This window comes from Exiguobacterium sp. BRG2 (assembly GCF_031844245.1).
In the GTDB taxonomy this organism is placed as follows: domain Bacteria; phylum Bacillota; class Bacilli; order Exiguobacteriales; family Exiguobacteriaceae; genus Exiguobacterium_A.
In genome coordinates this window covers 35,919-62,738 of the sequence record NZ_JAUZUW010000006.1, presented here as the reverse complement: position 1 = coordinate 62,738, position 26,820 = coordinate 35,919, and the positions used below count along the sequence as shown (strand labels likewise).

At 46.4% G+C, this 26,820-nt stretch carries 26 protein-coding genes and 1 other annotated feature; of the genes, 9 read left to right on the top strand and 17 right to left on the bottom strand.

Annotation, left to right across the window (positions count from 1 at the left end; genetic code table 11):
• Positions 1-534, top strand: coding sequence for a DUF420 domain-containing protein (locus tag Q9R23_RS09620; RefSeq protein ID WP_056064864.1), 534 nt, complete (start codon positions 1-3; stop codon positions 532-534).
• A gap of 39 nt (positions 535-573) precedes the next feature.
• On the opposite strand, the gene Q9R23_RS09615 is transcribed toward Q9R23_RS09620, so the two are convergent.
• From Q9R23_RS09615 to Q9R23_RS09605, 3 genes are all read right to left on the bottom strand, one after another.
• On the bottom strand, positions 574-1,347 hold the full coding sequence (locus Q9R23_RS09615; RefSeq protein ID WP_035412064.1) for a flagellar motor protein MotB: 774 nt from the start codon (positions 1,345-1,347) through the stop codon (positions 574-576).
• Positions 1,322-2,107: a flagellar motor stator protein MotA gene (motA, locus tag Q9R23_RS09610; protein ID WP_035412066.1), complete on the bottom strand. Its 786-nt coding sequence runs from the start codon at positions 2,105-2,107 to the stop codon at positions 1,322-1,324. The genes Q9R23_RS09615 and motA overlap by 26 nt, the downstream gene beginning before the upstream one ends.
• A 98-nt stretch (positions 2,108-2,205) precedes the next feature.
• On the bottom strand, positions 2,206-2,445 hold the full coding sequence (locus tag Q9R23_RS09605; RefSeq protein ID WP_214856674.1) for a hypothetical protein: 240 nt from the start codon (positions 2,443-2,445) through the stop codon (positions 2,206-2,208).
• A 159-nt stretch (positions 2,446-2,604) separates the two neighbouring features.
• On the opposite strand from Q9R23_RS09605, the gene Q9R23_RS09600 reads away from it, so the two are divergent.
• Positions 2,605-3,996: a TrkH family potassium uptake protein gene (locus Q9R23_RS09600; RefSeq protein ID WP_290755368.1), complete on the top strand. Its 1,392-nt coding sequence runs from the start codon at positions 2,605-2,607 to the stop codon at positions 3,994-3,996.
• Between the two features lie 51 nt (positions 3,997-4,047).
• Here the strand turns inward: Q9R23_RS09600 and Q9R23_RS09595 are convergent, their stop codons facing one another.
• Both Q9R23_RS09595 and Q9R23_RS09590 read right to left on the bottom strand, forming a co-directional pair.
• Entirely contained in the window at positions 4,048-5,112 is a 1,065-nt protein-coding gene (locus tag Q9R23_RS09595) for an SDR family oxidoreductase (protein WP_251138013.1), read from the bottom strand.
• Entirely contained in the window at positions 5,112-7,244 is a 2,133-nt protein-coding gene (locus Q9R23_RS09590; protein WP_311246961.1) for a PAS domain-containing sensor histidine kinase, read from the bottom strand. The genes Q9R23_RS09595 and Q9R23_RS09590 overlap by 1 nt, the downstream gene beginning before the upstream one ends.
• A gap of 345 nt (positions 7,245-7,589) precedes the next feature.
• On the opposite strand from Q9R23_RS09590, the gene Q9R23_RS09585 reads away from it, so the two are divergent.
• Positions 7,590-7,934: a restriction endonuclease gene (locus Q9R23_RS09585; RefSeq protein ID WP_235147606.1), complete on the top strand. Its 345-nt coding sequence runs from the start codon at positions 7,590-7,592 to the stop codon at positions 7,932-7,934.
• A 171-nt stretch (positions 7,935-8,105) separates the two neighbouring features.
• Entirely contained in the window at positions 8,106-8,582 is a 477-nt protein-coding gene (locus Q9R23_RS09580; RefSeq protein ID WP_214856669.1) for an LURP-one-related family protein, read from the top strand.
• Between the two features lie 44 nt (positions 8,583-8,626).
• Here Q9R23_RS09580 and Q9R23_RS09575 read toward each other — a convergent pair whose 3' ends face one another.
• On the bottom strand, positions 8,627-9,250 hold the full coding sequence (locus Q9R23_RS09575) for a DUF1836 domain-containing protein (protein WP_035412080.1): 624 nt from the start codon (positions 9,248-9,250) through the stop codon (positions 8,627-8,629).
• A 111-nt stretch (positions 9,251-9,361) separates the two neighbouring features.
• Here Q9R23_RS09575 and Q9R23_RS09570 point away from each other — a divergent pair, with 111 nt between their 5' ends.
• Positions 9,362-10,009, top strand: a complete 648-nt coding sequence (locus tag Q9R23_RS09570; protein ID WP_214856667.1) for a diacylglycerol/polyprenol kinase family protein — start codon at positions 9,362-9,364, stop codon at positions 10,007-10,009.
• Between the two features lie 3 nt (positions 10,010-10,012).
• Here Q9R23_RS09570 and Q9R23_RS09565 read toward each other — a convergent pair whose 3' ends face one another.
• The 3 genes from Q9R23_RS09565 to Q9R23_RS09555 form a co-directional block, all read right to left on the bottom strand.
• Positions 10,013-10,873, bottom strand: coding sequence for a tetratricopeptide repeat protein (locus Q9R23_RS09565; RefSeq protein WP_290782498.1), 861 nt, complete (start codon positions 10,871-10,873; stop codon positions 10,013-10,015).
• A 172-nt stretch (positions 10,874-11,045) separates the two neighbouring features.
• Positions 11,046-12,170: an alanine dehydrogenase gene (ald, locus tag Q9R23_RS09560; protein ID WP_029342897.1), complete on the bottom strand. Its 1,125-nt coding sequence runs from the start codon at positions 12,168-12,170 to the stop codon at positions 11,046-11,048.
• A 121-nt stretch (positions 12,171-12,291) separates the two neighbouring features.
• A complete protein-coding gene (locus Q9R23_RS09555) occupies positions 12,292-13,509 on the bottom strand; it encodes a PucR family transcriptional regulator (RefSeq protein WP_035395605.1) in 1,218 nt (405 codons plus the stop codon).
• 144 nt (positions 13,510-13,653) lie between these two features.
• On the opposite strand from Q9R23_RS09555, the gene Q9R23_RS09550 reads away from it, so the two are divergent.
• Positions 13,654-15,030, top strand: coding sequence for an alanine/glycine:cation symporter family protein (locus Q9R23_RS09550; RefSeq protein WP_214856665.1), 1,377 nt, complete (start codon positions 13,654-13,656; stop codon positions 15,028-15,030).
• Between the two features lie 57 nt (positions 15,031-15,087).
• Here Q9R23_RS09550 and Q9R23_RS09545 read toward each other — a convergent pair whose 3' ends face one another.
• From Q9R23_RS09545 to Q9R23_RS09530, 4 genes are all read right to left on the bottom strand, one after another.
• On the bottom strand, positions 15,088-15,945 hold the full coding sequence (locus Q9R23_RS09545) for a sulfite exporter TauE/SafE family protein (protein WP_035412101.1): 858 nt from the start codon (positions 15,943-15,945) through the stop codon (positions 15,088-15,090).
• Positions 15,946-16,064: 119 nt separating this feature from the next.
• Complete coding sequence (locus Q9R23_RS09540) at positions 16,065-17,621, bottom strand: solute symporter family protein (protein ID WP_035412105.1); 1,557 nt, start codon at positions 17,619-17,621, stop codon at positions 16,065-16,067.
• Positions 17,618-17,944 carry a DUF485 domain-containing protein gene (locus Q9R23_RS09535; protein WP_311246960.1) on the bottom strand — a complete coding sequence of 109 codons (327 nt, stop codon included), beginning with the start codon at positions 17,942-17,944 and terminating at the stop codon, positions 17,618-17,620. Before Q9R23_RS09535 ends, Q9R23_RS09540 begins: the two co-directional genes overlap by 4 nt.
• 477 nt (positions 17,945-18,421) lie before the next feature.
• Positions 18,422-19,069 (bottom strand): TVP38/TMEM64 family protein, encoded by a 648-nt coding sequence (locus Q9R23_RS09530; RefSeq protein ID WP_290755371.1) that lies wholly within the window; start codon positions 19,067-19,069, stop codon positions 18,422-18,424.
• A 238-nt stretch (positions 19,070-19,307) separates the two neighbouring features.
• On the opposite strand from Q9R23_RS09530, the gene trhO reads away from it, so the two are divergent.
• A complete protein-coding gene (gene trhO, locus Q9R23_RS09525; protein ID WP_396136368.1) occupies positions 19,308-20,222 on the top strand; it encodes an oxygen-dependent tRNA uridine(34) hydroxylase TrhO in 915 nt (304 codons plus the stop codon).
• Positions 20,223-20,281: 59 nt separating this feature from the next.
• Here the strand turns inward: trhO and Q9R23_RS09520 are convergent, their stop codons facing one another.
• Positions 20,282-21,064 carry an alpha/beta hydrolase gene (locus tag Q9R23_RS09520; RefSeq protein WP_290755372.1) on the bottom strand — a complete coding sequence of 261 codons (783 nt, stop codon included), beginning with the start codon at positions 21,062-21,064 and terminating at the stop codon, positions 20,282-20,284.
• A 15-nt stretch (positions 21,065-21,079) separates the two neighbouring features.
• Complete coding sequence (locus Q9R23_RS09515; RefSeq protein ID WP_290782502.1) at positions 21,080-22,756, bottom strand: GGDEF domain-containing protein; 1,677 nt, start codon at positions 22,754-22,756, stop codon at positions 21,080-21,082.
• Positions 22,757-22,886: 130 nt separating this feature from the next.
• Positions 22,887-23,105 (top strand) — a binding site (T-box leader).
• Between the two features lie 59 nt (positions 23,106-23,164).
• Here Q9R23_RS09515 and argS point away from each other — a divergent pair.
• Together argS and Q9R23_RS09505 are read left to right on the top strand one after the other, a co-directional pair.
• Entirely contained in the window at positions 23,165-24,847 is a 1,683-nt protein-coding gene (argS, locus tag Q9R23_RS09510; RefSeq protein ID WP_290782504.1) for an arginine--tRNA ligase, read from the top strand.
• Positions 24,848-24,877: 30 nt separating this feature from the next.
• A complete protein-coding gene (locus tag Q9R23_RS09505) occupies positions 24,878-25,483 on the top strand; it encodes a hypothetical protein (RefSeq protein WP_214856656.1) in 606 nt (201 codons plus the stop codon).
• 62 nt (positions 25,484-25,545) lie between these two features.
• Here Q9R23_RS09505 and Q9R23_RS09500 read toward each other — a convergent pair whose 3' ends face one another.
• On the bottom strand, positions 25,546-26,142 hold the full coding sequence (locus tag Q9R23_RS09500) for a metallophosphoesterase family protein (RefSeq protein WP_290755375.1): 597 nt from the start codon (positions 26,140-26,142) through the stop codon (positions 25,546-25,548).
• 80 nt (positions 26,143-26,222) lie between these two features.
• Positions 26,223-26,717, bottom strand: coding sequence for a YajQ family cyclic di-GMP-binding protein (locus Q9R23_RS09495; protein ID WP_023469671.1), 495 nt, complete (start codon positions 26,715-26,717; stop codon positions 26,223-26,225).
• Between the last annotated feature and the right edge of the window lie 103 nt (positions 26,718-26,820).

Sequence of the window (26,820 nt, the reverse complement as noted above, 5' to 3'; positions counted from 1 at the left end):
ATGCAACAACCTGCTACTAAACGGAATTTTGTCCCACTCGTCATCCTGTTGACTCTTGTCATCAACCTACTCGTGGCTCTCTTATTTTTTGCGCCACCTGTACAAGTCGACTCAGGATTCGATTGGACGTTACTTCCTTTTTTGAACGCCATCTTTAATAGTTTTACCTTCATGCTGTTGCTCGGGGCATGGATTTCGATTCGTCGCGGTAACCGTGTGAATCATCGCCGCTTCATTGGTGGTGCGATGACGACGACAACGCTATTCTTGATTTCATACGTCACGTACCATGCAGTCAGTGAATCGACGAAGTTCGGTGGAGAAGGATTTGTTCGTCCGATCTATTTCTTCATCTTGATTACGCACATCATTCTAGCTGCAGTCATCGTCCCGCTCGTCTTGATGTCACTCGCGCATGCTGTGAATCAAAATTTCGAGAAGCATAAAAAATGGACACGCTTTACGATGCCGCTTTGGTTATACGTCAGCTTCACTGGCGTCATCGTCTATATCATGATTCGTCCGTATTATTGAAAAGATCCTTCGTGGTAACCAACCACGAAGGATCTTTTTTTACGTGCCGGACTTAACTTTCGTTTCGTCGAGTACGTTTGCTTTTAAGTCGATCAATGGTCGAATCAATACCTCGACACGTCGATTCTGACTACGACCGGCTTCTGTTTGATTGGACGCAATCGGTTGGAACTCTCCGTAACCGCTGACAGTAAACCGTTTTGGTTCGAGCTTTGGATTGCGTTGTAAGGCACGCATGAAACTGATCGCCCGGTCTGCACTGAGTTCCCAGTTTGATGGATACTGTGCCGTATTGATTGGGATATTATCCGTATGACCGGAGACTTGAATCTGACGTTGTCCTGCCTTGACGAGTAGTGCACTCATGCCTTCTGCGATTTGAAGCGAGCGTCCTCTTACTTCTGCTTGAGCTGGCGAGAAGAGGGCTCGGTCACGAATCGTGAAGACAAGTCCTTCATTTGTAATTTCCACCTTGATGTCTTTTTCGAGCTGTTCATTTTTGATATATTTGTTTGCTTCGTCTTTAATCTTCTCGAGTTCTGCGATTTCATAGCTTTGTGCCTTCGTTCGCGCGTCGAGTTTTTTCGAATCCTCTTCTTCTTGAGTGGAGAGCGAGCTGTTCGTAATCATCCCTGAACCACCATTGAAGACGGAGCTAAACGACTGGGACATCGCTTTTAGCTTGACGGCATCGACATTACTCGAAGCAAAAAGAACGATGAAGAGTGCTAGAAGTAAGGTCAATAAGTCGGCGTAGGGAATCAACCAGCCTTCGGAGATATGTTCGTCATGCGGCTTCTTTTTCCGCTTCATAGTTCGCACGCTCCTTCGGTGTCAGGTACACGAGTAGCTTATCTTCTAAGTTTTTTGGTGATTCACCGTTTTGGATCGACAGAATGCCTTCGATCATCATCTCGTACAGTTGAATCTCGCTCGCTGATTTTTGCTTCAGTTTCGTTGCGAACGGGAACCAAAGGACATACCCGGTGAAAATCCCGAACAGCGTCGCGATGAAGGCACCTGAGATCGCATGACCTAATTTTTCAATATCCGACAGATCGGATAAAGCGGCAACAAGACCGACGACGGCACCGAGAACCCCAAGGGTCGGAGCGTAAGTTCCAGCTTGCGTGAAGATGTTTGCATTGGCATGATGCCGTTCCGTCATGTTTTCGAGGTCGCGCGTCATGACGTCCTCGACATATTCAGATGGCTGCCCATCGATGACCATCATGACACCACGCTTCATGAACGCATTGTCGACTTCTTCTAAAGCTGCTTCTAATGACAGCAGTCCTTCTTTCCGTGCTTGCGTCGAAAGTGTCAGAAACTGTCCGAGTAAGACTTGTTTCGTCATTAATTTTTGTTCGAAAAAGATGACTTTAAACAGTGCCGGTAGTACCTTTAGGCGTTCCTTCGGGAAGGAAATCATGATGGCAGCGGCTGTCCCGACGAAGATGATGACGAGGGCTGCAGGGTTAAGTAGGGCGACTGGAGGCGCACCTTTTAAGATCATTCCTCCGATCAATGTGATAAGACCTAGTATGATCCCGATTATCGACACGATATCCATGATTGATGTGTGCCACCTTTCTGTATGTAATGCGTATAAGAACGAAAAATAAAAGAGCAGAAGACACTTCTTCTGCTCGGAAATCCAAAAACCGAGAATCAAGCGCCGTTTTCATCGATTAGCATTTGAATGCTTTCGTTTCGTTCGTCACGCTCTATATCGGTCAGTACGTCGTATTTTTTTAACACTTGATACAATTCATTTAGAATCGGTTGCTCCAAATGTAGTGACAAGAGTTCCTCAAATTGATAATACAATTGCGCAGGCATCCATTGTGATTGCCGTTCCAGCCTTCGCCAGACATCCTCAATCGAATGATCAGCCATCTTAGGGTCCACTGTTTCCCTCAACCTCCTTTAATGATTACACGTCCACTTTTATCTAGTTTACCAAAAAAATAAGAAAACGTTTAGTCGATTGCATATTTCGATAGAACTTCTTAATTCGAGGGAGTATGATAAAGACAATTCTGTCTGAAAAAATCTAGGGGGAGTAAGATGTTCTCGCATAAAAGACGTTCACCACTGGCACGTTTTGGTCGTGTGGGTGAATTGATGTACCATCAGTTGTTCGATAAACCGGCACGCTTCATCGCGACGGGTTTCACATTGACGATTTTGCTAGGTGGTTTTTTGTTGTGGTTGCCTATTTCGCAACAGGAGGGGCAAGATATCTCCTTCATCGATTGTTTGTTCGTCGCGACTTCTGCCGGAACCGTTACCGGTCTCTCGACGATTAATATCGCGGAAGCCTTTAATCTGTTCGGGCAACTTATCATGATGCTCTTGATTCAGGTAGGAGGGCTCGGCTTCATGACGATTGCGCTCGTCTTACTGAGCGTGACAGGGCGAAAGATCGGAATTCGTCAGCGCATCATCATCCAAGAGATGTTCAACCTCGATAGCCCAGGGGGAACGATTCGTCTTGTTCGAAATATCATCGTCACGACAGTCCTTGTCGAAATCGTTGGTATGTTCTTGATTGCGCTCGATTTGTTCATTCAATACAAATATAGCTTTGGGAAAGCACTTTACTACGGTTTGTTCCACGCCGTATCTGCCTTTAACAATGCAGGATTCGCACTTTGGGGCGATAACTTGATTGGTTTCCAACAAGATACGACGTTCATCCTGACGATCGCGGCGCTCTTGATGATTGGTGGATTAGGCTTTACGGTCATTGCTGACATCGCGGGAAAACGAAGCTTCAAAAAAATCTCTCTGCACTCGAAATTGATGGTGCTGTCGTTATTCGTCATCAATGGACTGGGTGTCTTAGCGATGATGCTCTATGAATGGGTGTCTCACTTAGGTTCATTACGCGACGAGTCGTTCTTTCATGCACTTCATATCGTATTCTTCCAAGTCGTCACGACACGGACGGCTGGTTTCCAGACAATCGACTTAACGACGATGGTGCCGCTCTCGATCGGCTTGATGATGGTCTTGATGTACATCGGAGCAGGTTCCGCGTCGACAGGCTCCGGGATCAAGGTCACGACGGCGGCAGTTATCTTAAAGAATGTCTGGACGTATCTACGCGGACAGCGTGAGACTGTGCTGATGCGACGGACGGTGCAAGCACAGGCAATCCAAAAAGCGTACGCGATTGCTGTCTTCAGTTTACTGTTCATTGCTTTAATTACGACGTTCCTGGCGTTGACTCAGCCGAACCTCTCGTTCATCGGTCTATTCTTTGAGACCGTCTCCGCATTCGGGACGGTCGGTCTATCATTGAATGTGACACCAGAGTTAAACAGCTTTGGGAAGTTTTTGATCATGTTCATGATGTTACTCGGACGTGTCGGCTCCTTAACGATTCTGTTCACGTTCGCGACGCAACGAGATCGAACGATTCGTTATCCAAAAGAGAATATGTTGATCGGGTAACCGATGAAAAAGTCCAATCGACTTCCCTTGAGGAAGAACGATTGGACTTTTTTAGTGTGTCGCGTGTGTTTGGTAATAATGGACGAGCCGAGGCATCGTTTCTGTTAGGTCCGGACAAATGATTCCGGTATCTCGTAAATCACGTAAGACCTGTGTTGTATCGTATTGAACGGGATGGATGAAATAATCGAGTGTCTGACGTTGCATCTGGAGTCGTTTTGCGACGGTGGGTGTCAACGCTGTACTGATGAGCCGAAATGGTACGATACCACGCGGGTAACGTCCATAATAGGCGACATGTAACATCTCGAAAATCGCGCGTGCGCCATGTGGAAATGGATCCGTCAGATGATATGTCTTATTTTTTCCGACGGGTGCATGACTGAGATAAGCAGTCGCTTCAATGACATAATCATATGGCACGAGATTGACGAGCGCGTTTGCTCGACCAGGATACGGAAGAGGAGCAAAGGATTGCAGGAAACGCATCGCGTTCAAAACAAAATAAACACCATCCCATTTCGGTGTTTCACCTGTTTCAGAATGTCCGACGACGATGCCGGGGCGGATGATTGTATAGGGAATCGTTCCGAGTTCTTTGCGTAAGCGCACTTCAGCAAGGTATTTTGTTTCTTCGTAAGCATTTTTAAAGCGACTTGCCTGTAATTCCTCTTCGAGAATCGTGCCGGAGCGCAGACCGGAGACATACGCTGTACTGAAGTAGATGTAGCGTTCTAAAGCACGGCACGTGTGGGCAAACTGTGTCACGTTCGCGGTACCGATGACATTGATCCGAAAGGCAGGTTCATATGCCGTAGCTAAATCGTATAGCGCAGCAAGATGAAAAATATGTGTGACCTCTTGTTGCAGGATCATCCGTATATCAGACGATAAAGCAAGTTGTTCGACCGTGATATCGCCTTCGTGCAACACGAGTTGCTCGGGTCGTAAAGATGTGCGTTCTAAAAGGTCATCGCGTCGCTTAACAGCTGCGTTTCGTTCTGACGATAAATGAAGCACATGAAAACAAGCGATTTGATTTGGAATTCGTGCTAGTTGTTCGATTAGTTTAGTCGCTAAAAAGCCGGGAAAACCCGTCATGAAATAGGTCCGCATCAATTCCATTCCTTTCTTGGATCGCGTTCGAGAACGACGGTGAACGTCGAACCATCATTGATTTCTGATTCAACTGAAATCGCTCCTCCGTGTGATTCGATGATTTCCTTACAGATGGCAAGACCGAGTCCGGTACCACCAATTTTCCGGATGTCCGAGTTATCGACCCGGTAAAATTTCGTAAAGAGCTTGTCGAATGCATTTTGTGGAATACCGAGTCCGTAATCGGTCACGGAGAACGTCGCTTTCTCTTCGTTTGCTGAGAGACGGACTTGAATGTGATCCGCCTGTGGAGAGTATTTAATAGCATTCGAAAGCAAGTTCAACATGACTTGCTTGATTTTGTGCTCATCCGCAAAAACGAGTACGGGATCTTCCGGTAGTTCCAATTCAATCCGGTGTTCGACGGTCTCCCGATAGGTATCGACGGTCGATGTGAGAAGATCGCGTAATGAGAACGAGGTAAAGATATACTCCTGTTTTCCACCCTCTAGACGCTGAATATCTAAAAACTCATTTAATAGTGTCGTCAGCCGTTTGGTCTCTTCGTGAACGATTTCGACATAACGTTTGATTTTATCAGCTGGTTGCTCTCGGTAGCGAAGCAATTCCATATACCCGAGGATCGATGAGAGTGGCGTCCGTAACTCATGCGATACGGTACTGACAAGTTCATCCTTGACTTGATCCATCTTTGCTTCCTCAGTTCGGTCACGGAAAACGAATAAGAAACCATGACGAGAAATACGACTCTTTTCCTTCTTGATCGCCGTCGCATAAAATTCAAAATAAAGTGGACTCGATTCGTTCGGTCGCTGTAACGTAAAACGAAACGATAGTTCAGAATGTTTTCCGGCGAGTAATTCTTCTACTTGTCGGAGCATCTCGAATCGAGTGTTCAAATCGAGATTCGGAATCAGACTGATCCGTTCTTGGATCTTACTTGGCGCAATCCCTGGTACATCAAGTAACTTGCGTGCTTTGACGTTCATGAAGATGAAACTTCCATCCTCTTCCGTCAGCAGGAATCCTTCATTAGAGGCTTGAAGAATCGATTGTGTGATGTCACGTTGACGCATGATGGCATTTTTTTCACGTTCAAGCATTTTCTCGATTTTTTTTCGTTCCGTGATATCACGAACGACGGCGACGCGCATACGGATATTGTTGTAGATGATTTCACGTGGGAAAACTTCAATTTCGACAGAAGTTCCGTCGGCACGTTGACCAAGAACTTCATAGGGTTCTTCTCGATGTTCTTCGATTCGTTGTAAGACACGCGCATGATGATCCGGATGAATCAACTCAAGCGTCGTTTTTCCTTTCATCTTTTCAAGCTTCGTCCGGAAGATGACCTCTGCTGCGCGGTTGGCATCGATGATGATGCCATGGTCATGAAAAATGACGGCTTCGACGACGGACTCCGAGAAGAGTCGGAAGCGGCGTTCACTTTTCGTCAGGTGCCATTCGATTTGTTTTTGTGTCGTGATGTCCTGAATGAGTAAAAAGTACGTATCATTCGGCAGACGTGTCATATAAAGCCGTCCATGGAACGTCGAACCATCCAGACGATGATAGGTCCATTCATTTTCCGCTTCCCGACCATGGAGTAAGAAGAGTTGTTCATCGGATAAATCTTTCAGGTTCAGTTGTTCAAGATGTTGACGGCGGGTAGCAACTTCCTTTGCGTCATGGAGAATCGTCGGTTTTAGACCGATGATGTCTTCGGTATGATCGAATCGGAATAAGGTACTGGCAACCTCGTTATATGCTCGAATCCGAAACTCCGGATCTGTGATGAATAAGGCAGCATCAAAAGTTGAATCAAATAAGTCTTCTATTTTAAGAGAAGCGACATGGACAAGAAAATAGTCAGTCTCTTCAATCGCTGTGACTGTTAACTGATGTGTCGTCAAAATGACGGTTTCCTGTTGGATCGGAAACAAATCATCCGTAATCGAAAAAAGTTCCTGGATCGTTTCTTTATCCGGAGTGGTCATGAACTGGTGTTGAAACGCGTCATTATGAAAGTGAATCTTTCCATCTGCATCGACAAGAAGTACGGGTTCTTTCATAGCACGTAACGTCGAATGGATGATCCGTAGCGATGAAGGGGATGAATGTTCTGCCATGAGCTACCTCCTTACTGGTCTTCGACCATGGATTTTAAGACAGTCTTTCCTCGTTAGTTTACTTCTGCAAGACGAGCCGCGTTTCCTGTCGAAGGAAGCAACCAACGAAGAATTTTAGTATAGTGAAAAAAAGGTCACGACGAAGTAGAGGGGAAAAGTAGGATGAAACAATTAAAAAGAAAACGATTGTTACTAGCAGCTTTGTTTGCCATGATAGGAGTTTTCGGAACTTATTTTTTTTCAAGTTCTTGGGAACCTTTAATCTTAATCATCAGTATAGTAGGGTGTATCCTTTTTCTTCTTTTGTCCGTTTTAACGCCGTCGCTTGAAAAAAGACTCGATCGAATGGAAGGACGAGAATTTGAAGAATGGCTTGCCGATTTATTTGAAACAGCAGGATATCGGGTCGAGTTGACACCTGCCTCACGCGACTTCGGAGCAGATTTGTTGATAGAGGATGAACGAGGGTATAAGATTGCCATCCAGGCGAAGCGATACAGTGCGGCTGTAGGGCTCGAAGCGGTTCAACAGGTCGCTGCCTCGGTTCCATTCTACGGAATGGACGAGGGATGGGTCGTTACGAATTCGACCTTTACAGAAGCCGCGTATCAACTGGCAGAACCGAATCAAGTTCGTCTCATCGATCGGGAAGAATTGCTCGCATTTGCAAAGGAGATGAACCTGCATTGAACTTGTCGAATGATTGTCGACAAAAGGGGGTTGTCAATTTGAAGAAACGGTGCAATAATCATTTTCGTTAACGAAATATCATACAGATAAAGAAAGTTAAACTATACAGGATGTCTAAATAAACTGGGGACGAAAAACCAGCACGTTTTAGCAGTGAGAGGAGAATTTCTGTTGCGCAAAGTTGTCTATGTGCAGGGTTGCGTTTTTTCGCAAGGTCATGCCGCGATTTATGATGAAGCGCACCAAATGATCGGTGCGGTTCAACACGACGAAAACGGTCGTGTTCAAGTAATGAATGGTGAAGGTAGAGGGGTAGCGTTTGGTAAGTTCATTCCGACATGCAAGAAATGGGTCGTGATGAACCATGATGGACAAGAGGTAGGTCAAATGCGCGAGAAGTTTTCGCTCTTCTCGAAGAAATGTGAGTACAACGTATATGAGCGTGGTACGTTCACGATTTCCTTCGACCTGACAAAAGGAAAATTCTCCGTACGGAGTGCAGCCGGAGAAGTCGTTGCGGAATTATTGCAGGACGGTGATGAATACCGTCTTGTCAAGGATGCTGACAAGCTCTCGATGTACGAACTACTCTCTGTCCTGAAAAGTCTGACGAATAACGTCCACTTTAAATCACTGACAGCTGTTTAATAAAAAAAAGATGCCTTCCATGACATGGATGGCATTTTTTTTTATCATGTCGTTTGCAGGACATGATGGAGGCGTTGTTTCGCTTCATGTGTCAAATGCGACACACGACGGGCGTAGAGGCAGAGTTGTAAGACATGAACGGTTTCAGGGCGGTAGGCGTTAATCCGCTCGAGCGAGCGTTTGAGACGCTTCTCCGTTAATTCGATCGGTCCACTTGTCTCCGCGTGCTGCGTATAGACGAGATAAAAATTAAGAGGGCTGATTAAATCATCCTCATCGATATTTGGGTTCTGGAAGACGATCGTCAGCAGTTCCCGTGTTTCTTCTAACGAGAAGAGGTGTTTTAAATCATCCAACAGGTAGATGATGGCGGCTTGATTGATCGAGTATTTTTTCCCACGATGCGGTACGCCGATGATGTCCCGAACTTCACGTTTCGTCCAGTTCTGGATCGTCGTCGCTGACATGTGTTCTCCGATTAGAGCATTTGCCAAATGGACGATTTCATTGATCGATAAACCATTTTTTAATGGATCGAATTGTTTCAGGCGATTGATTACCTTTGGCAATTCCGTTCCTTCTATTGCGACGAGGGGTTCGATTCCTTTCCCCTCGTTCAGGCGTTGCAGACAACTTGATAATGTTTGGACTGCTTGAGCATCATACATTTCCAAAACTTCCTCTCTAGGACGTCATTTGACCTTATGTTATCAAATGAAGGTTCAATAGGGCAAATGGCAACTAAAACAACGTACAATAATAGGAAAGGGGGAATCACGATGGAATGGTTTGCTGCCATTGGCACGATTGGAATCGTCGGCTTCATTCTCGTCATTCTTGAATTCGTTGGACGCCGTTTCGGATTTTCTCCCGAGACGGTTCGGAAATGGATTCATGTCGCTGTCGGTCACTGGGTATTTCTTGCGCTGCTATGGCTTGATCACTGGTACATCGCCATCGTACCATTACTTTTCTTTGCTCTCGTCAATCTGTTGACATTACGAAAAGGAATCGGACAGATGCATGGCGTCGACCGTCCTTCTTATGGAACGGTCTATTATCCGCTCGCATTGGCAGGACTCGTCCTATTCTTCTTCGAACGACAACCGATGGCATTCGTTGCGGGAAGCATGGTGCTCGCTTGGGGAGATGGTCTCGCGGCACTCGTCGGAAAACGCTTCGGGAAGACGTTTTACGTCCGCGGTGAGACGAAACGTTCCTTTGAAGGAAGTATCGCTTTGTTTTTAGCGTCATTCCTTGTTTTGACTGTAACGTTCTTATTTTATGGACAACCGATTTGGCTCGCTGTCAGTTACGGCTTCTTGCTTGCAAACATCGCAGCCTTAATCGAAGCAATCTCATATCGCGATCTCGACAACTTAATCTTGCCATGGACGATCGCGGCACTCGTTGCGTTTGCTTTTTGACTTTCAGTCGCGTAACAACAATTGTTTGAAATAGAGAAAACGTAGTCGAATATAGTCTGGGTACGCACGCCATCCTGCATGACGGATGGTCATATCTCGACACATATCACGGAAAACATAGCGATAGATTTTTTCTTCGGAATCGTCATAAACAGCTGCGTACAAGCCGTGCTCGAGCATATTGGAAATGCGTTCGTCGAGTTTAGCGTAGAGTGTATCGTCGCTGTCTTCACGCAATGTAGCATGTAGCATCTCGTATTGAATACCTTGATTAGCAGAAGCAGTCGCATGAAAGACAGCTGTTTTATCGAGATGAGATACCCCGATGATTAACGCATAGAGTGTTTCCAACATATCGATCGAATGACCGTCTAGTTGTTGGATGGAATCAATAGCCATCAGCGTATCGATTCCAGATGCGCCAACTTTTTTTAAATATGTAAACGCATGGACGGCTGATTCTCCATAAAATTGTCGATGATTGTAATGGACGGCAAGAGAACGATGTCCTGCCGGTTCTTCCGGGAACCGTGTGATGGCTGAAAGGAAAAACTGTTCTGCTTCGTGCATATATCCTTCCTCTTCACTGATGATACCGAGAAGAATGTATCCTTGCACATGCTCGCCGATTTGCTGGTGCGTCTCTTCAATAAGTCGACGCGCTTGAGTGAGTTCGTTCTTGAAATAAAGGGAATGGGCTGTAGCAATGTTGAGCAATGGATGGGATGGAACGAGAACACGTAAGCGCTCGGTTGCGGCAATACGTGTGTTCTCTTCTGTATCAGATGTCAGTGCTTCGAGTAACGCAACTTCAGCGACATGGCTCTGAAGTTCATGAGAATGAGCGGTTACGGTTTGTGTCATGTAATGAAATCACCTCTATTAGTTCAAAATCATATATTTTCATTTTCATCATATGACAAGCCGAGTGGTGCCTCAAGAAATAATAAAGAGATTCGTCCGCAATTTCTTCTTTTCATAAAAAATAGCCGATCATTCCTAGAAAAGGAAGCATCGGCTATTTTTAATTTCGAAATTATGCGTGTAAGTGAAGTACATCTTCAACGGATTTGTACGTGTATCCGAGATCGCGTGCGACCGCTTCATACGTGACGAAGCCTTGCGCGACATTCAATCCTTTTTCGAGAGCATCGTTTTCAGCAAGCGCACGATGTGTGCCTTTATTCGCGAGTTCAAGGACATACGGAAGCGTTGCGTTCGTCAATGCCAGGGTAGACGTTCGTGGAACGGCACCCGGCATGTTCGCGACCGCGTAATGAACGACACCGAATTTTTCGTACGTTGGATCATCATGCGTCGAGATGCGGTCAACCGTCTCAAAGATTCCACCTTGGTCGATGGCAACGTCAACGATGACAGCACCTGGCTTCATCCGTTTGACCATGTCGGCAGTGACGAGCTTCGGTGCTTTTGCACCTGGAATCAAGACAGCACCGATGACGAGATCACTTTCAGCGACCGCTTCAGCAATCGTGTACGGGTTTGAGATCAATGTGTTGATCGAGTTACCAAAGATATCATCTAACTGGCGAAGGCGTTCTGGACTAACATCGATGATTGTAACATCTGCACCAAGACCGACAGCGAGTTTCGCAGCATTTGTTCCGACGACACCGCCACCGATGACTGTTACTTTTCCACGACGAACCCCAGGGACACCTGCAAGCAGGATGCCCATACCACCGTGTGGTTTTTCCAAGAACTGTGCACCGATTTGTGATGCCATACGACCGGCGACTTCACTCATTGGTGTTAACAATGGAAGTGTGCGGTTCTTCTCGACTGTCTCATAAGCGATTGCTGTGATGTTCGAATCAACGAGTGCACGTGTCAGTTCTGGCTCAGCAGCTAGGTGGAGATACGTGAATAATGTCAGGTCCGGACGGAAATATTGGTACTCTGAAGCGATTGGCTCTTTGACTTTTAAAGCCAGTTCGGCTGTTGCCCAGACTTCAGCAGCAGTCGCGATGATTTCAGCACCAGCTTTGACGTACTCCTCGTTCGTGAAGCCACTCCCCATGCCTGCCATCGATTCAATGATGACACGATGTCCTTGTGCATGTAACGCTGCTACCCCGGCAGGTGTTAATGCAACACGGTTTTCGTTGTTTTTGATTTCCTTTAATACTCCAATGATCATGTGAACGCGATCCCCTTTCGCAAATAAACAAATCAATTTCTCTTCTTCTTCAGTATACGAGAAATGAAAACGCTCTACTTTATCGGTGTTTTCAAAAATAACCGATATCCTTTGTGTAAAATCACAAAGGATATCGGTCTGCTTTTAGGTACAAATAGAGTAAGGAACGTTCGGGTAGTGATTCCATCCGGATACCAGCTTCCTCCTCGATCCGTCGCATCCGATATAGGATCGTGTTCGGATGAACATGGAGATGGGAAGCGACTTGCTTGACGTTCCCATCATAATGAAGAAACCATTCTAGCGTCTCACATAAAGAGGAGGCATGTTTCACATCGTAAGCACGCAATCGCTCGATTTCTTCGAGACGGACCGTTCGTCGTCGCAGACGTTCTGAAAAAATTGGCAAGAGCTGAAACAAGCCGAGACGTTCGTAACGCGTCACGTTCTTCAGTTCGAATGGAAAGGCATCTTTCAAACGCAAGACGATGCCCGCTTCTTCATAGCGCTCGGGAATCGCTTGGACGCCTGTGAAGACTTCACTACTTGCTGCGACAAAGTCCGTGTAATCGAACCGCTCCGCGAGTAATTGGCGGAAGGACTGGATGAAGGCGTCAAACTGTAGACGCTCTTGTTCTGCGTCGCGGTCGTTTGTGCTGATCCACAAGATAAAATCTGTTTCATCATATGCGTAAAGTAATGGACGAACCGTCTGTTGGATCGTCAATAAATAGCGCAGACGATCCGCAAGTCGTGGTGTGATTGCTTCTGAAAAACGGATGACCGTCAAACGACTAATGCCAGGGGGTGCGACATGGAGCTTAGAAAACATCTTCAGGATCTCCGACTCGGATAGTTCTTCATGTAATAACTCAAAGAAGAATTGTTCCGTCTGCTCTTCCTTCCGTTTTTTCTGCATATCGATCGCTAGTAACTGACGTTGAGCAAGCAGAGCTCCTTTCTTTAAATCTGCTAGTTCTGATGGAGTGAACGGGGTACTGCGAGCAATCGACCAAATGTAGCCGAGAATTTCTGAATCTTGTTTGATGGCAATGGCGACGCGGTCATTCAGTCCAACATCCGTGCGCGCAGAAATGATGAGCGGATCGTCTTGAGTAGCGAGACTCTGGATGACTTCGTCTTTCCAGAGTTGGTCGATGACCGATTCCGGTACCCGGCGACCGATGATCGTTGCGACACGAGCAGGGTCCGTGTCAGCAGTATGCGTACTATAGGCAAGGAGACGGTGATTACGATCTTCAATCGTAATCGGCGCATTTAAGGCGATACCGATCGCTTCCGCTAAATCGTCTAACGAATGGTATGAAGCTTCTAACATGGAGGAATCCCTTCTTTCTCTCTCGTTCAGTATCTTTAGTATAGCTTCTGTTGTGTAAAATCACAAAAAGTATTCTTTCGTATTGTATGAAAACACAACTCCATGCTACGGTAAGCCTCGGAAAAAGAGAGAGGATGAAATGGCATGGATGTGTTACGTCTGATATCTGCTTGGGTCTGGGGAATTCCAAGCATGGTGTTGTTAGTAGGAACGGGAGTGTACTTTACGATTCGTTTACGTGGTCTTCAGTTTCGTCGCTTGAAACAAGCGTTTCAATTGTCAGTTCAAAAATCAGGACAGGGTGAAGGGGAAATTAGTAGCTTTCAGATGTTAATGACGTCTCTTGCAGCGACGATCGGGAACGGAAACATCGCGGGAATCGCGGTCGCCTTAACGATGGGCGGACCGGGTGCAGTCTTTTGGATGTGGATCATCGGTTTGATCGGAATGGCGACGAAATATGCGGAAAGTCTTCTTGCGATTCTTTTTAGAAGTCGAAATGAACGCGGCGAAGCTGTCAGTGGACCAATGTATTATATCGAAAAGGGACTAGGTGCAAAATTTAAATTCCTCGCCATCTTGTTTGCGGCATTTGGTTTGATTGCATCATTTGGTGTCGGGAACACCGTGCAAGCGAATGCGATGGCAACGGTGCTTGAGCAATCGTTTCATGTACCGCTTCTACTCTTCGGCATTCTGCTCGCGCTGGCAGTCTATGTATCGATTCGTGGTGGGCTCGAACGCGTCAGTGCGATCTCGACGATCTTCGTTCCGATCATGAGCTTGCTCTATATCGGTGCCGCTTGTGTGCTTTTGGTAGTGAAAGCAGATCAGATTCTACCAGCCCTTGGTTTAATCTTTGCGTATGCTTTCCAGCCGCTTGCACCTGCAGGCGCCTTCACCGGTGTATCGATCATGATGGCAATGCAAGTCGGTGTAGCACGAGGCATTTTTACGAATGAGGCAGGACTCGGGACAGCAGCCTTGATCGCCGGATCTGCGAAAAGTGAACGTCCGGTCGAACAAGGATTGATCTCGATGACAAGTACCTTCATCGTGACTTTGGTCGTCTGTACGATGACGGCACTCGTTCTTCTGACGACAGGATTTTGGGATCCGTCAGGCGGGTTACATTCAGGTGTAACGCACGATGCGAGCCTTTCCGGGGCAGCACTAACGGCAACCGCCTTTGCGAGCGTCCTTGGATCATTTGGAGAATGGACTGTCGCATTCTCCGTCTTCTTCTTCGGTTATTCGACGATCATCGGTTGGTATGTCTATGGAGAGAAGTGCTTGGAGTACTTGAGCGGTACGACACGTTTCAACGAAGGATACCGTGTATTCTTTGCACTCGCAGCCTGTTATGGTGCCGTCGCGCAATTAGAACCGTTGTGGCTCGTCGCAGATATCGCAAATGGATTGATGATGATTCCGAACTTGATCGGGATGCTGTTCTTGTCGCACTTGGTCATTGAACAAACGAGGAATTACGAACGGACGGCTCATAAACGAGTCGCTTAAACGAACAAAAGCCGTGATGCCTTTAAACAGGCACCACGGCTTTTGTGATGAGACGATTCATCCATTCGTCCGACGACGACTGTAGATGAGGAGTGTCAGTAAGAATATCAAACTCAGCGCAACGAGGACAGAGAGTGAAGCGACGTTCCAGCCGATGACCTCGAGTAAAACACTGATTGCAACAGTCAAATAGAAGATACCGAGGTACTTTTTGACGAATGGGCTTTCGAAGTGCGTCAATTGCTTCGCGCCAATCGGTGCTCCGAGCAAGGCACCGACGATCAGCATGATTCCGACCAGAATATCGATGTTCGTACTTGCGACCGTGTAATTGACGAGTCCCGATAGGACAATCAGCAACGCAGAAGCAATACTCGTTCCGACCGCACGTTTCAACTCATAGCCAACGATTCCGACGAGTAACGGGGTGATGATGAAGCCACCGCTGACACCAAGTAATGAAGAAATGAATCCGGCGAACAAACCAGTGAAGGCAAGAGCAAGATATCGATTTTTCCACCCCGTCTGTTCACCCGTCGTTGATTTCGGACGTAAGAATTTATTCGCGAAGTAGAGTAAGAGACCGATATAAACGATTGAGATGACGAGATGAGCACCATTGACTGCCTCTAGACGAAGGACGAGTGGTGTCGCGATCGTCGAACCGATGATTCCGACGCCACCGACGACGAGACTATCGCGCCAGACGACATTTTTAAGACGTAAGTGAGAGATCGTTCCTGAAACGGTAGATCCAAGTGTCAGCATGAGACTCGTCGCGATCGCGACACTCGGAGCATATCCTAAAATGAGTAACAGGGGCGTCAAGATGATACCGCCACCGATTCCGAAAAATCCGGAAATGATTCCAATGAAAAATCCGAGGATTAAGAAATAATAAAAAGCGAGATCCATGTACAGTCTTCCTTTCCTTTTCTTCTCTTCTCTATTATTCACTTAGTATGGCAATGAATGAGAAGAATGTAAAAGGGGACGGCTCCTTCAAGGGGGTTGAAGGAGCCGTTAAGGGGAACTTATTCTTTTGACGCGGCGACTTCCGTTGCTGCATCGATACCGGTATTGGCCTTGACTAAGATACGTTCGAAGTTACCGGCAACCTCGTTCGATTTCGTCAACAATGTCCCGACGATAGCTCCGAGGAAACCAAGCGGGATGGAGACGATTCCTGGATTCGTCAGCGGGAAGAGGGCTTCCCCGACGAACAAGGCTGAACCGTCGACTGCCCAAAGGTTTGGACTGAGTGCGACGAGAATCAGTGAAGAGAATAACCCGACGACCATACCTGTGACAGCTCCGCCAGTATTGAAACGGCGCCAGAAGATCGTCAAGAGAATGACTGGCAAGTTGGCACTTGCCGCGACAGCGAAGGCAAGCGATACGAGGAACGCGACGTTCATCGATTGTGCGAACAATGCCAGTACCATCGAAATCAAGGCGACAGCGATGGAAGCAAGTCGTGCTGCCGTCATCTGTTCTTTTTCCGTTGCTTGCCCTTTGCGTAGAATATGACTATAAAAATCATGAGCAAAGGCAGACGCAGCGGATAAGACAAGTCCTGCAACAACGGCGAGGATTGTCGCAAAAGCGACCGCAGCGACGAAGGCAAAGAGTAAATCGCCACCAAGTGCTTTAGCGAGAAGTGGCGCAGCCATGTTACCAGCAGCATTAGCAGCGATGATATCTTCAGAACCAACGAAAGCAGCAGCACCAAAGCCGAGGAAAATCGTCAAGATATAAAAGACACCAATGATCCATGTCGCGTACACGACGGATTTACGAGCTGTCGGAGCATCCTTAACAGTAAAGAAACGAATTAAGATATGTGGTAATCCAGCTGTTCCAAGAACGAGCGCGAGATTGAGCGAAATCGTATCGAGTGGTAACTTAAATTTGTTTCCAGGATTCAAGAATGAATCTCCGAGCGGCGTGGCTTGTTTCACTTCTGAAAACATCTTGAAGATCGAGAAATCGAACTTCGCGAAGACCATGAACGAGATGACGGCTGTTCCTGCCATCAAGAGAATCGCTTTGATGATTTGAACCCACGAAGTCGCAGTCATACCACCGAAGACGACGTAGACCGTCATTAAGATACCGACGATGATGACACTCGTCGTATAAGGAATTCCTAACAACAATTCAATCAAGGCACCTGCACCGACGAGTTGCGCGATCATGTAAAAAATCGAGATCGCAATCGAGTTCATGGCAGCGACTCCACGAACTTTTGAGGCGTTAAAACGAGCGGCAATCATATCAGCCATAGTGTATTTTCCGAGGTTCCGAAGTGGTTCGGCAACGAGGTACAAGACAACAAGATAAGCAACGAGGAAGCCGATCGAGTAAAAGAATCCGTCGAATCCGGCTAAAGCAATCATCCCGGCAATTCCGAGGAACGAGGCGGCTGACATGTAGTCGCCGGCAATCGCCATCCCGTTTTGTGCACCAGTGAGTCCGCCGTCCGCTGTATAAAAGTCGTTAGCTGTTTTTGTTTTACGGGCAGCAAAGTATGTAATGACGAGCGTCAAACCGACGATCGCTGCGAATAGGGCAACGGCAGTATAATTCATTTCGACTCCTCCTTGATCTGTTCGACGAGTCGATCAAAGGCACGTGCTTTTTTGCTATACATCATGCAGAACGTCCACGTCATGAAGAACTGGGCAAATGCGAATACCCAAGCTCCTGTAATATCACCGAATACTGGCTCATTCAAAATCGTGAAGTAACTTGTCAAAATCGGAAGCGCAAAATAAAAAATAAGGCAAAAACTAATAGCTGGAAGAATGAAGCCGTTCTTTTGGCGCATCAATTGTTGAAAGGTAGCACTCTCGACGATTGCTGGAGCAGATTGAGTCGCTTCATTTTTTTGAACTTCGGACACTTGATGCATGAGGACGCCTCCTTTAAGGAATGAATGTAAATTCATTATAAGGATGTCGTTTCTGGAAAAGCTATCCTAATTTTTAAGAAGAAAAGATCATTATTATATTAATATTGGTCATACCAATTTAATGTAAGCGTTTTCAATATTGAACATTGTTTGAACGTTATTTTTATATATTAACCACTTTATAAAATGATTCAAAAGACCTAGTCCCTAGAAAAATGAGAACAGCTTAAAGGGGCTGACTCAAAAGTCAGTCTCTACAAAGATAAGGATGGCAGAATGATGATCTGCCATCCTTATCTCGTAACAAAAAGAATGACGCGTTTCGCGCCACTCCTACAGGAACAAGCGCATTTATGCGCTGTCAGAGACGAACAAGACCCGCTTTCCTGCTTCAACGGAGCAGGAAAACTGGCTTGTGTCTCGCCTGAGGAAAGGGCGTGAAAAGACGCGTCATTCTTTTTTTGAGTCAGCCTCAAGTCATTTTTCAAATGGACGTTCGATCTTATCTTCGATTTCTCGTAAATGATCCGCACGTTTTGAAAGGGCACGACGCTTCAACCATTCTTCCGTCCCGCGACTAACTCCCCAGATGGCGAGTAAAATCAAAAATAGAAGGACAAGACGCATCGGACGTTCAAGAAACGTGGACCATTCCTTTCCGATTAGCGAGAAGATGATGACGACGATCAGACGCCCGGCACCAGCAGCGATCAAATACGTCCGCAGCGATAGTTGAATCATGGCAGAAATGGACGTGATGATGAACGCAGGCATGAATGGAAGCGAAAAAAAGAATCCGAGTGAGATGGGACTCATGTGACGAACACGTTCGATCCACTGTTGCGCGGCATGGTGTTTTTCAAGCCAACGCGTGACCGGACGACGAAATAGATATCGAATACAAGCGAAGACGACGAGTGATCCAAGCATGCTCCCGACCCATGATACGAGAACACCCATACCAAAACCATAGGTTGCCGCATTCGCGGAAATGATCAGGACGAGTGGCAGGAAAGGAAATAGAGACTCAAGAAACGGGGCAATCAAACCGGTGGCAGCTCCTCCAGGTAAGTCTTGGAGAAAGAAAATCATCTGCTCGATCCAGTCACGAAGTGTATGGAGCATTCGGAATCCTCCTTGCGAGATGTACTACTGTGTTTTATTTTACCTCTTTCGGATTCAGAAAGGGAATGAAATTCCTTGAAAGGGATTCAGGAATTGTGGATTGTACATTCGAAAGGGAGTTGGTATTATACTTAAATGGGTGCGTTTTGCAGGCGTTCCCAGCTAGTCAATAGCTAGACGCTTCGTTTGCCAACGTTCGTTTTACTGCAAAAAACTGACATGGGGGCTAATGAGGAATATGAAACCTTATCGCGTACTATTATTTTATAAGTATGTTCCAATTGAAAATGCGGAACAGCTAACAAAAGAGCATCTTGCTTACTGTAAAGAGCTCGGTATCAAAGGTCGGATTTTGATTGCACCTGAAGGAATCAACGGCACACTCTCTGGAACGGTCGAACAAACGGAACAATACATGAAGGACTTGACGGCGGATCCACGATTCGCTGACATCGAATTCAAAATCGATGAAGTCGAGGAGCATGCCTTCAAAAAGACGTTCGTCCGTTACAAAAAAGAACTCGTCACATGGCGTTTTGAGGACGAATTCAACGTACCAGAAGAACACGCTGCGTATCTTGAACCAGCAGAGTGGAAAGAAATGATGAAACAAGATGACGTCGTCATTCTCGATGTACGCAACAACTACGAATACGACCTCGGACACTTCAAGAATGCTGTAAAAGTGGATGTCAATGCTTCACGGGAATTCCCGGAGTGGCTTGACGAGAACGAGCATTTGTTTGAAGGAAAAAAGGTTCTCACATACTGTACGGGTGGTGTTCGTTGTGAAAAATTCACGGCGTACTTCCGTAAACGGCAACAGAGTGATGACATCTTCCACCTTAAAGGCGGAGTCGTCATGTACGGAAAAGATGAACAGACACAAGGAGAAGACTGGGAAGGCGAACTATACGTCTTTGATGAGCGTGTACAAGTTCCTGTCAATGCCGTCAATCCTTCTGTCGTCTCAGAATGTTACTACTGTGGAAAACCGGAGACGCGCTACGTTAATTGCGCAAACCCGGAATGCAATCGACAGCACTTCTGCTGTGAAGAATGCGAACCAAAAGTCATGCGTTCGTGTTCCGATGAATGCCGGGAGCATCCGCGCAACCGTTATGAAAAAGAGCAACAAGAAGAATTAGTATAAGGCACGCGTAAAAAGCCGGATGATTTCTTTAATAGAAACCGTCCGGCTTTTTTGTGTATTCAAGAGGATGGGAACAAGTAACGTAAAATATCTGGCAAACGTTTGGCCCAGGCCGTTTCATGATGAATTGCTTCCGGAATGATCGTATAGCGACTTTGAGCGAGTTTCTGTTCGACCGCTCGCGCTAAGACATCATTCGTGTGTAAATAATCCGTCTCGGTCATCGGACCACTCACTTCTTTTGTGCCGACGTCCATATAACAGCGATGCGTTGCAGACAGAGACGGACTGCGCTCGATGAATTCAAGGAGTGAGGAGAAGTTTGCCCATCCAGCAGTCGATAAGGCAGCGACGCGCGTGATGACTTCCGGATACGCGAATAATCCATATAGCGAGATGACGCCACCCATCGAACTGCCGATCATTGTCGTATCATCAGGGCGTGTCGCATAGTTGGCATCAATGTATGGTTTTAACTCGCGGATGATCCAGTCCATATAGACCTTACCGTTGCCACCGATTGACGTCCGGTGCGAAGGATAGGCGCTCCGCATCAATAAGGCTTCGTCACTCCAAGGAGCATAGTCATCGTACCGATCCATTCCATCTTCTGGACTGTCAATCGCGACGACCATTGCCGGAATCTGTGTCTGTTGTAGTGCAAGATGAATCTCCCAGCCTTTTCCGAACGAGGCGGTTTCTCCACTAAAGACGTTTTGTCCGTCATGCATATAAATTACTGGTAAAGCTTCAGAAGGATCAAAATGTGGCGGACGATGAATTCGAATCGTCCGGTGGGTTTGTGATGTCGGTAGCGTCATTTCAATTTCCGTAATCGACAATAGAGTCACGACCTTTCAAAGATTTGCATAGTGCGCGGTACAATTGCGTCCGTTGTGTTTTCCGCCGACATAGAGTGCATGATCGGCTTGACGTAGCGATTCTTCGAACGTCCGTTGATATCTTTCTTCCACTGTATCAATTCCGAGGCTTATAGTTAAGGAAAGTCGGTGACCATCGACGAGGAAGGGGCGATCCATGACCGCATGGCGGACCGTCTCGGCAATCTGAATGGCAGCCTCTTGACTACGATTTCGCAACAAAAGTACGAATTCCTCCCCGCCATAACGAGCAGCGAAGACATCATCATGTTGCAGTTGGATCACCTGGATGCGTCGACCGAGTTCACGAAGGACGAGATCGCCTACTTTATGCCCGTACGTATCGTTGACGCGTTTGAAATGATCGATATCAAACAGAATCACGGAAAGCGGATAGCAATCAGCAGCGAATTCTTGTCGACCGTGTTCGTAAAAGGCACGACTATTTGGTAATTCCGTTAAGGCGTCAGTCCGACTTTCTGTATAGAGTTGAACCGTTTCACGAGAGCGTTCTAGGACGCGACAAAAGATACGGAGTAGACGAGATAATTCGTCGGCATTCGTCGCATCATAGGCGTCTGCGACTTGATGGAACAGAATGATCGAGACATCGACTTCTCCGCTCGTAATCGAAGGAATTGCTAGCATTGAATGGCGATCGACAGGCAATCCGATTTGAATATCGTTTCCCCAGTCGCAACGAAGACCATAGATGATCGGGGTATGCAAATCGTCGGCTGTCAAAGAGTGAAACAGCGGTAACACATCGATCGGTTGCTTCGTCCGGATGTCATAGATGACTTGTTTCCGCTGTTGTTGAATCGAAATCCAGCCTTCAGAAAACGGTAGCAGATGCGGTAAATCGAGAAGTAACGAGTCGATCGTCTCGCGTTCGAAGCGGGAGATCAATAAGTGTTCCTTCGCATCATCAAATCGTTTAGCATTATCATTTGCTTCAAGTGAGTCACCACGTTCTTGCAACAGACGTTTGAATAAAAAGAGAATCAAGGCGGAGACTGTAGCCGCGACAAGAGGACTTTCATCGTAGAACCAGATCCCAAGTAGAGCACTTAACATGCTGATTCCGTAAACGAGGGACTGAAGCTTCACAAGACGTTGCCAATCGTATTTCAAGAAAAGAAAGCGATTGACGAGCAGACATTGGAAGTAAGAAACAAGGAAGACTGTGATCAAAAAGCCGATGAAGGGAATCAGAGCTTTGGTATACGTAAAGCTTGAGCCGATCGGTCCACCGAGCGCTTCATACGCAAATACCGGAAGCGAGATGTAGACTAAATCAAACAAGGCGTTGATTGGGTAGAGATAGGCGAAACGTTTCCAGCGAATCGCTTTTCGGTGAGACATGAATTGAAAGACGAGAATACCGACTTGGCTTAAAATCAAAGCGTACGTCAAACCGTAATTGAGGAATAAAAATAAAATGATTCCTTCTTGAAACGTATAATAAATGCCGCCACGACGGACATTATCGAACTGAAACAGGAGAACGAGCCCAAACAAATAAAGGGTATTGACGATGGAGATGGAAGGAGGGAAGGTAGGTGGATGAACGATGCCAATCAATAACAATGTCAAGGCGACGAGACTGAAAACGATCCAGCTCGTCCGGGCTACCTGTTGGTAGTAGCGCATGAAACATCCCTCCCCCTGAGAAGTATCTTTTATTCCTATACCCGAATTGTGGAAATTTTGATAAGCCATTTACCAAAAAAAATAAGGTTGAGAGAAAAGAAAGAATTGCGTATAATGTGAAAGATATCGAATACAGTCGATGATGAAGAGAGTAACGGTTGATTTTCGTCAACTAGCGAATCAGGGAATGGTGGAAGCCTGAGGACGAACCGGTCGTGAAGCGCACTTTTGAGACGCTACCCGATTCCTGAAGGAAAAGGCGTAGCCGGGGGAACCCCGTTATCCCCGAACAAGGTGGGTGTCAAAAGGACACCAAGAAGAGTGGTACCGCGGTCATTCCGTCTCTTTGCGCGTGGCGCAAGGGGCGTTTTTTATTGCCAAAAATCAGTGAAGCAGGAGGAAATAAAGATGAGTTATAAAACGCAATACGCAGAAGTATTACATCAAGTCATGGAAGGTGCCTTATCGATTGAACAAATTGAACAACTAATCGAGCAACCGAAACATGAAGATCATGGAGATCTAGCATTCCCATGCTTCATGCTCGCGAAAGCATTCCGTAAAGCACCCAATATGATTGCTTCGGACCTCGCAGAAAAAATCGACGCGCCATTGTTCTCAAACGTTCAGGCTGTAGGTCCTTACATCAACGTCTTCTTGAACCGGGAAGTCGTATCGCAAGAAATCGTCAACCAAGTTCTGACGGAAAATGAGGCGTTCGGATCAAGTGAAGCCAATGGAAAAACGATTGTCACTGATTTTTCATCACCAAACATCGCGAAACCATTCTCGATGGGTCACTTACGTTCAACGGTAATCGGAAACGCGCTCAACCAAATCTCACGTAAAAAAGGCTATGATGTCGTCGGTGTCAACCATTTAGGGGACTGGGGAACACAGTTCGGGAAATTGATGGTTGCGTACACGATGTGGGGTGAGGAAGAAGCGGTCCGTGCAGAACCAATCAAGGAATTGTTGAAATTATATGTCCGGTTCCACGAAGAAGCGGAAACAAATCCGGCACTTGAAGACGAAGGACGTCTCTGGTTCAAAAAACTCGAACAAGGTGATGAGCAGGCAACAACGCTTTGGACGTGGTTCCGTGAAGTCTCACTTGTTGAGTTCAATCGTGTTTATGAGATGCTCGGAGTTAAATTCGATAGCTTGAACGGAGAAGCTTTCTACAACGATAAGATGCAACACGTCATCGATTTGCTTGAAGAAAAAGATTTACTCGTCGAATCAGAAGGGGCAATGGTCGTCGACCTCGAAGCAGAAGGTATGCCGCCTGCTTTGATTAAAAAGAAGGATGGCGCAACGCTTTATGCGACACGTGACTTAGCAGCTGCTGTCTATCGTCTCGAAACGTACCGTTTTGAGCAAGCATTCTACGTCGTTGGCGGCGAACAAGCGCTTCACTTTAAGCAATTGTTCGCAGTCCTGAAGAAACTTGGATTTGAGAATGTCGACGGAATGCACCATGTACCGTTCGGTTTGATTATGAAAGACGGAAAGAAAATGTCTACGCGTAAAGGTCGGATCGTCTTGCTTGAAGAAGTACTACAAGAAGCAATCGACGTCGCGAAGCAAAACATCGCGGAAAAAAATCCGAACTTAGCGAATGCCGAAGCAACAGCTCGTCAAGTAGGTGTTGGCGCCGTCATCTTCCATGATTTGAAAAATGAACGGATGAACAATATCGAGTTCGATCTTGAGCAGATGTTGAAATTCGAAGGTGAAACAGGACCGTATGTCCAGTATACGAATGCTCGTGCGCACTCATTGCTCCGTAAAGGTAGCTATGATGGCACACCATTCGCTGGCAGTGCCGATGATCATGCATGGGGTGTCGTATCGATGCTGAACCAATTCTCGACGGTCATCGATCGCGCATTCACACGTCGCGAGCCGTCAATCATCAGCCGTTACGTCTTAGATCTTGCACAAAGCTTTAATAAATACTACGGACACGTCCGTGTTCTCGAAGATGACGCAGCAAAACAATCGCGTCTTGCACTCGTCAAGTCCGTCACGATCGTCTTGACAGAAGGTCTTCGTTTACTTGGTGTCGGCGCTCCGGAAGAAATGTAAGACCAATCCACGAATAAGAAGAGGTAGATTATGAAGACTGAGACGAAAGACCGATTACAGCAAGCTGCTTCACGGATGAAGCAGGAGCCTTTGGCAGAAACCGTCGCCTTCATGGCTGATTTTCACGGGAAACTCGCTGCTTGGTTACCGGGAGAGTCTGTCGATTTCGTTCACGATTTCGTGACGGCGCCGGAAGCTGATTTGATTGCTCCGATCGAAGGAGACGCGTTGCGCACGAAAGACAATTTTGAATTCTTCATGCGTAAAAAACAGACACGAAAAAAACTCGGCGAACTGTTGACGCTTTGGAAGTCGGCGCGCACGACAGAGACGTTGAGTCAAATCGATGCGATCGGATTGAAAAAATGGCTCGCTCGTAATGAATTCCGTTCGGAAGACAAGCCATGGGATTATTTGAACCGTCTGCATGTTCTTTTGTTCCTTGATTTGATGACGACGATCATCGATGATCATCGATTGACGAGTTTGCATGAGCAACTTGTCGGTACAACACCAGTTCCGACGAGCTTCGTTCGTCGTCAAGGGGATGTCCGTCAAGTCATCGAAGCATTCGCGGAAGAGACGAACTTCACACAAGTGGATGTCGTCAAGGCATCGCTTGTCCGTTATCTCTGATCAATAGGATGCACAAACAAAAGCCGTCGAGCCCCGTGCCCGACGGCTTTTGTCGTATCTTCTTAGTTTGCCCGATGGAACACGATCGATTGTTGCTCTGAATCGTAAAGACACCATTCTCGTTCGAACACGACAGGACCTAGATTGATGGCATATCGTCCTCCATTATTAATGGATAAAGATTGATACAATGGGCTCGACATAGCAATGCCATTTCGAAACAAACCTCTGATATGACTATGACCAAAAAAGAGTACTGGTTCACGTTGCTGTGACAGATCGGGCAAAAAATCACGGGACCAATTCAATTGATCTCCATGAATCAATAATGCACCCTCGATGCGTTGTTTTCGAGGGCAATCGCGTAACGCATCGATGACAGGAGATAGTTGCGGTGGAACGAGCGACAGGATGCGCTCTTCTTGATTGCCAAGTAACATCTTAAAATCAATTAGGTTTAAAAAATCATCATCAAGCGTCACGACGAGGGAGAGCGATTCGAAGGAATAGCGCTTCGCTCGCTTTTTACCGACATGACATTCATGAACGTCACCAAGACAGAACAAATGCGCATCGGGAGCGAGCTGTCGTATGTCAGCTAGGACAGCCGCTGTGTCGGCTACTGAGCTGTGAAGATCCGCAAAAAGGGCATAACGCATGATCGACCACTCCTTTGTTAAGGAGATACCCGAAAATGCGCTATGCCTATCTTTTGAATATGAGCGTTCAGATCAATCGATTAACGGAAGTTAATGAATTGAACGTCGACCGATAATGGAAGCTCACGAACGATCTGCATGACTTGTTGTAAGTCATCACGCGATTTACCTGTGACACGAATTTGATCATCTTGGATCTGTGTCTTCACTTTTAATTTCGATTCCTTGACGGCATTGTTGATCTTTTTCGCGTCGTCACGGTCGATTCCACTTTTCAGGATGACACGTTGTCGGACTGTATTCCCGGCAGCCTGCTCGACTTTTTCATACTGCAGGTTTTTGGTTGGGACTTCTCGCTTGATCAATTTTGCTGTTAAGACGTCTTTGACTTGATCGAGTTTGAAATCGTCATCTGAGATTAGAATCAAATCCTCTTTTTCGAGCTTCATGTCGCTTTTTGAACCTTTGAAGTCGAAGCGGTTCGTGATTTCCTTCAGTGCGATTTGGACCGCGTTCTTGACTTCCTCGATGTTGATTTGTGACACGATATCAAATGAATTATCTTTTGCTGCCATTTCAATCTCCCCTTTCATTCCACTCTCTATTTTAGAGAGGAATACCGGAAGCGTCCACTGCTTTGAAATTTTGTTATAATAAAAACCATGAAATGAAAGGGGT

Excerpts from the sequence above, each read along its gene's own strand:
- Q9R23_RS09620 (WP_056064864.1), top strand. The coding sequence starts at position 1 with ATGCAACAACCTGCTACTAAACGGAATTTTGTCCCACTCGTCATCCTG.
- Q9R23_RS09615 (WP_035412064.1), bottom strand. The coding sequence starts at position 1,347 with ATGAAGCGGAAAAAGAAGCCGCATGACGAACATATCTCCGAAGGCTGG.
- motA (WP_035412066.1), bottom strand. The coding sequence starts at position 2,107 with ATGGATATCGTGTCGATAATCGGGATCATACTAGGTCTTATCACATTG.
- Q9R23_RS09600 (WP_290755368.1), top strand. The coding sequence starts at position 2,605 with ATGTTCTCGCATAAAAGACGTTCACCACTGGCACGTTTTGGTCGTGTG.
- Q9R23_RS09595 (WP_251138013.1), bottom strand. The coding sequence starts at position 5,112 with ATGCGGACCTATTTCATGACGGGTTTTCCCGGCTTTTTAGCGACTAAA.
- Q9R23_RS09590 (WP_311246961.1), bottom strand. The coding sequence starts at position 7,244 with ATGGCAGAACATTCATCCCCTTCATCGCTACGGATCATCCATTCGACG.
- Q9R23_RS09585 (WP_235147606.1), top strand. The coding sequence starts at position 7,590 with ATGGAAGGACGAGAATTTGAAGAATGGCTTGCCGATTTATTTGAAACA.
- Q9R23_RS09575 (WP_035412080.1), bottom strand. The coding sequence starts at position 9,250 with ATGTATGATGCTCAAGCAGTCCAAACATTATCAAGTTGTCTGCAACGC.
- Q9R23_RS09570 (WP_214856667.1), top strand. The coding sequence starts at position 9,362 with ATGGAATGGTTTGCTGCCATTGGCACGATTGGAATCGTCGGCTTCATT.
- Q9R23_RS09565 (WP_290782498.1), bottom strand. The coding sequence starts at position 10,873 with ATGACACAAACCGTAACCGCTCATTCTCATGAACTTCAGAGCCATGTC.
- ald (WP_029342897.1), bottom strand. The coding sequence starts at position 12,170 with ATGATCATTGGAGTATTAAAGGAAATCAAAAACAACGAAAACCGTGTT.
- Q9R23_RS09555 (WP_035395605.1), bottom strand. The coding sequence starts at position 13,509 with ATGTTAGAAGCTTCATACCATTCGTTAGACGATTTAGCGGAAGCGATC.
- Q9R23_RS09550 (WP_214856665.1), top strand. The coding sequence starts at position 13,654 with ATGGATGTGTTACGTCTGATATCTGCTTGGGTCTGGGGAATTCCAAGC.
- Q9R23_RS09545 (WP_035412101.1), bottom strand. The coding sequence starts at position 15,945 with ATGGATCTCGCTTTTTATTATTTCTTAATCCTCGGATTTTTCATTGGA.
- Q9R23_RS09540 (WP_035412105.1), bottom strand. The coding sequence starts at position 17,621 with ATGAATTATACTGCCGTTGCCCTATTCGCAGCGATCGTCGGTTTGACG.
- Q9R23_RS09535 (WP_311246960.1), bottom strand. The coding sequence starts at position 17,944 with ATGCATCAAGTGTCCGAAGTTCAAAAAAATGAAGCGACTCAATCTGCT.
- Q9R23_RS09530 (WP_290755371.1), bottom strand. The coding sequence starts at position 19,069 with ATGCTCCATACACTTCGTGACTGGATCGAGCAGATGATTTTCTTTCTC.
- trhO (WP_396136368.1), top strand. The coding sequence starts at position 19,308 with ATGAAACCTTATCGCGTACTATTATTTTATAAGTATGTTCCAATTGAA.
- Q9R23_RS09515 (WP_290782502.1), bottom strand. The coding sequence starts at position 22,756 with ATGCGCTACTACCAACAGGTAGCCCGGACGAGCTGGATCGTTTTCAGT.
- argS (WP_290782504.1), top strand. The coding sequence starts at position 23,165 with ATGAGTTATAAAACGCAATACGCAGAAGTATTACATCAAGTCATGGAA.
- Q9R23_RS09505 (WP_214856656.1), top strand. The coding sequence starts at position 24,878 with ATGAAGACTGAGACGAAAGACCGATTACAGCAAGCTGCTTCACGGATG.
- Q9R23_RS09500 (WP_290755375.1), bottom strand. The coding sequence starts at position 26,142 with ATGCGTTATGCCCTTTTTGCGGATCTTCACAGCTCAGTAGCCGACACA.
- Q9R23_RS09495 (WP_023469671.1), bottom strand. The coding sequence starts at position 26,717 with ATGGCAGCAAAAGATAATTCATTTGATATCGTGTCACAAATCAACATC.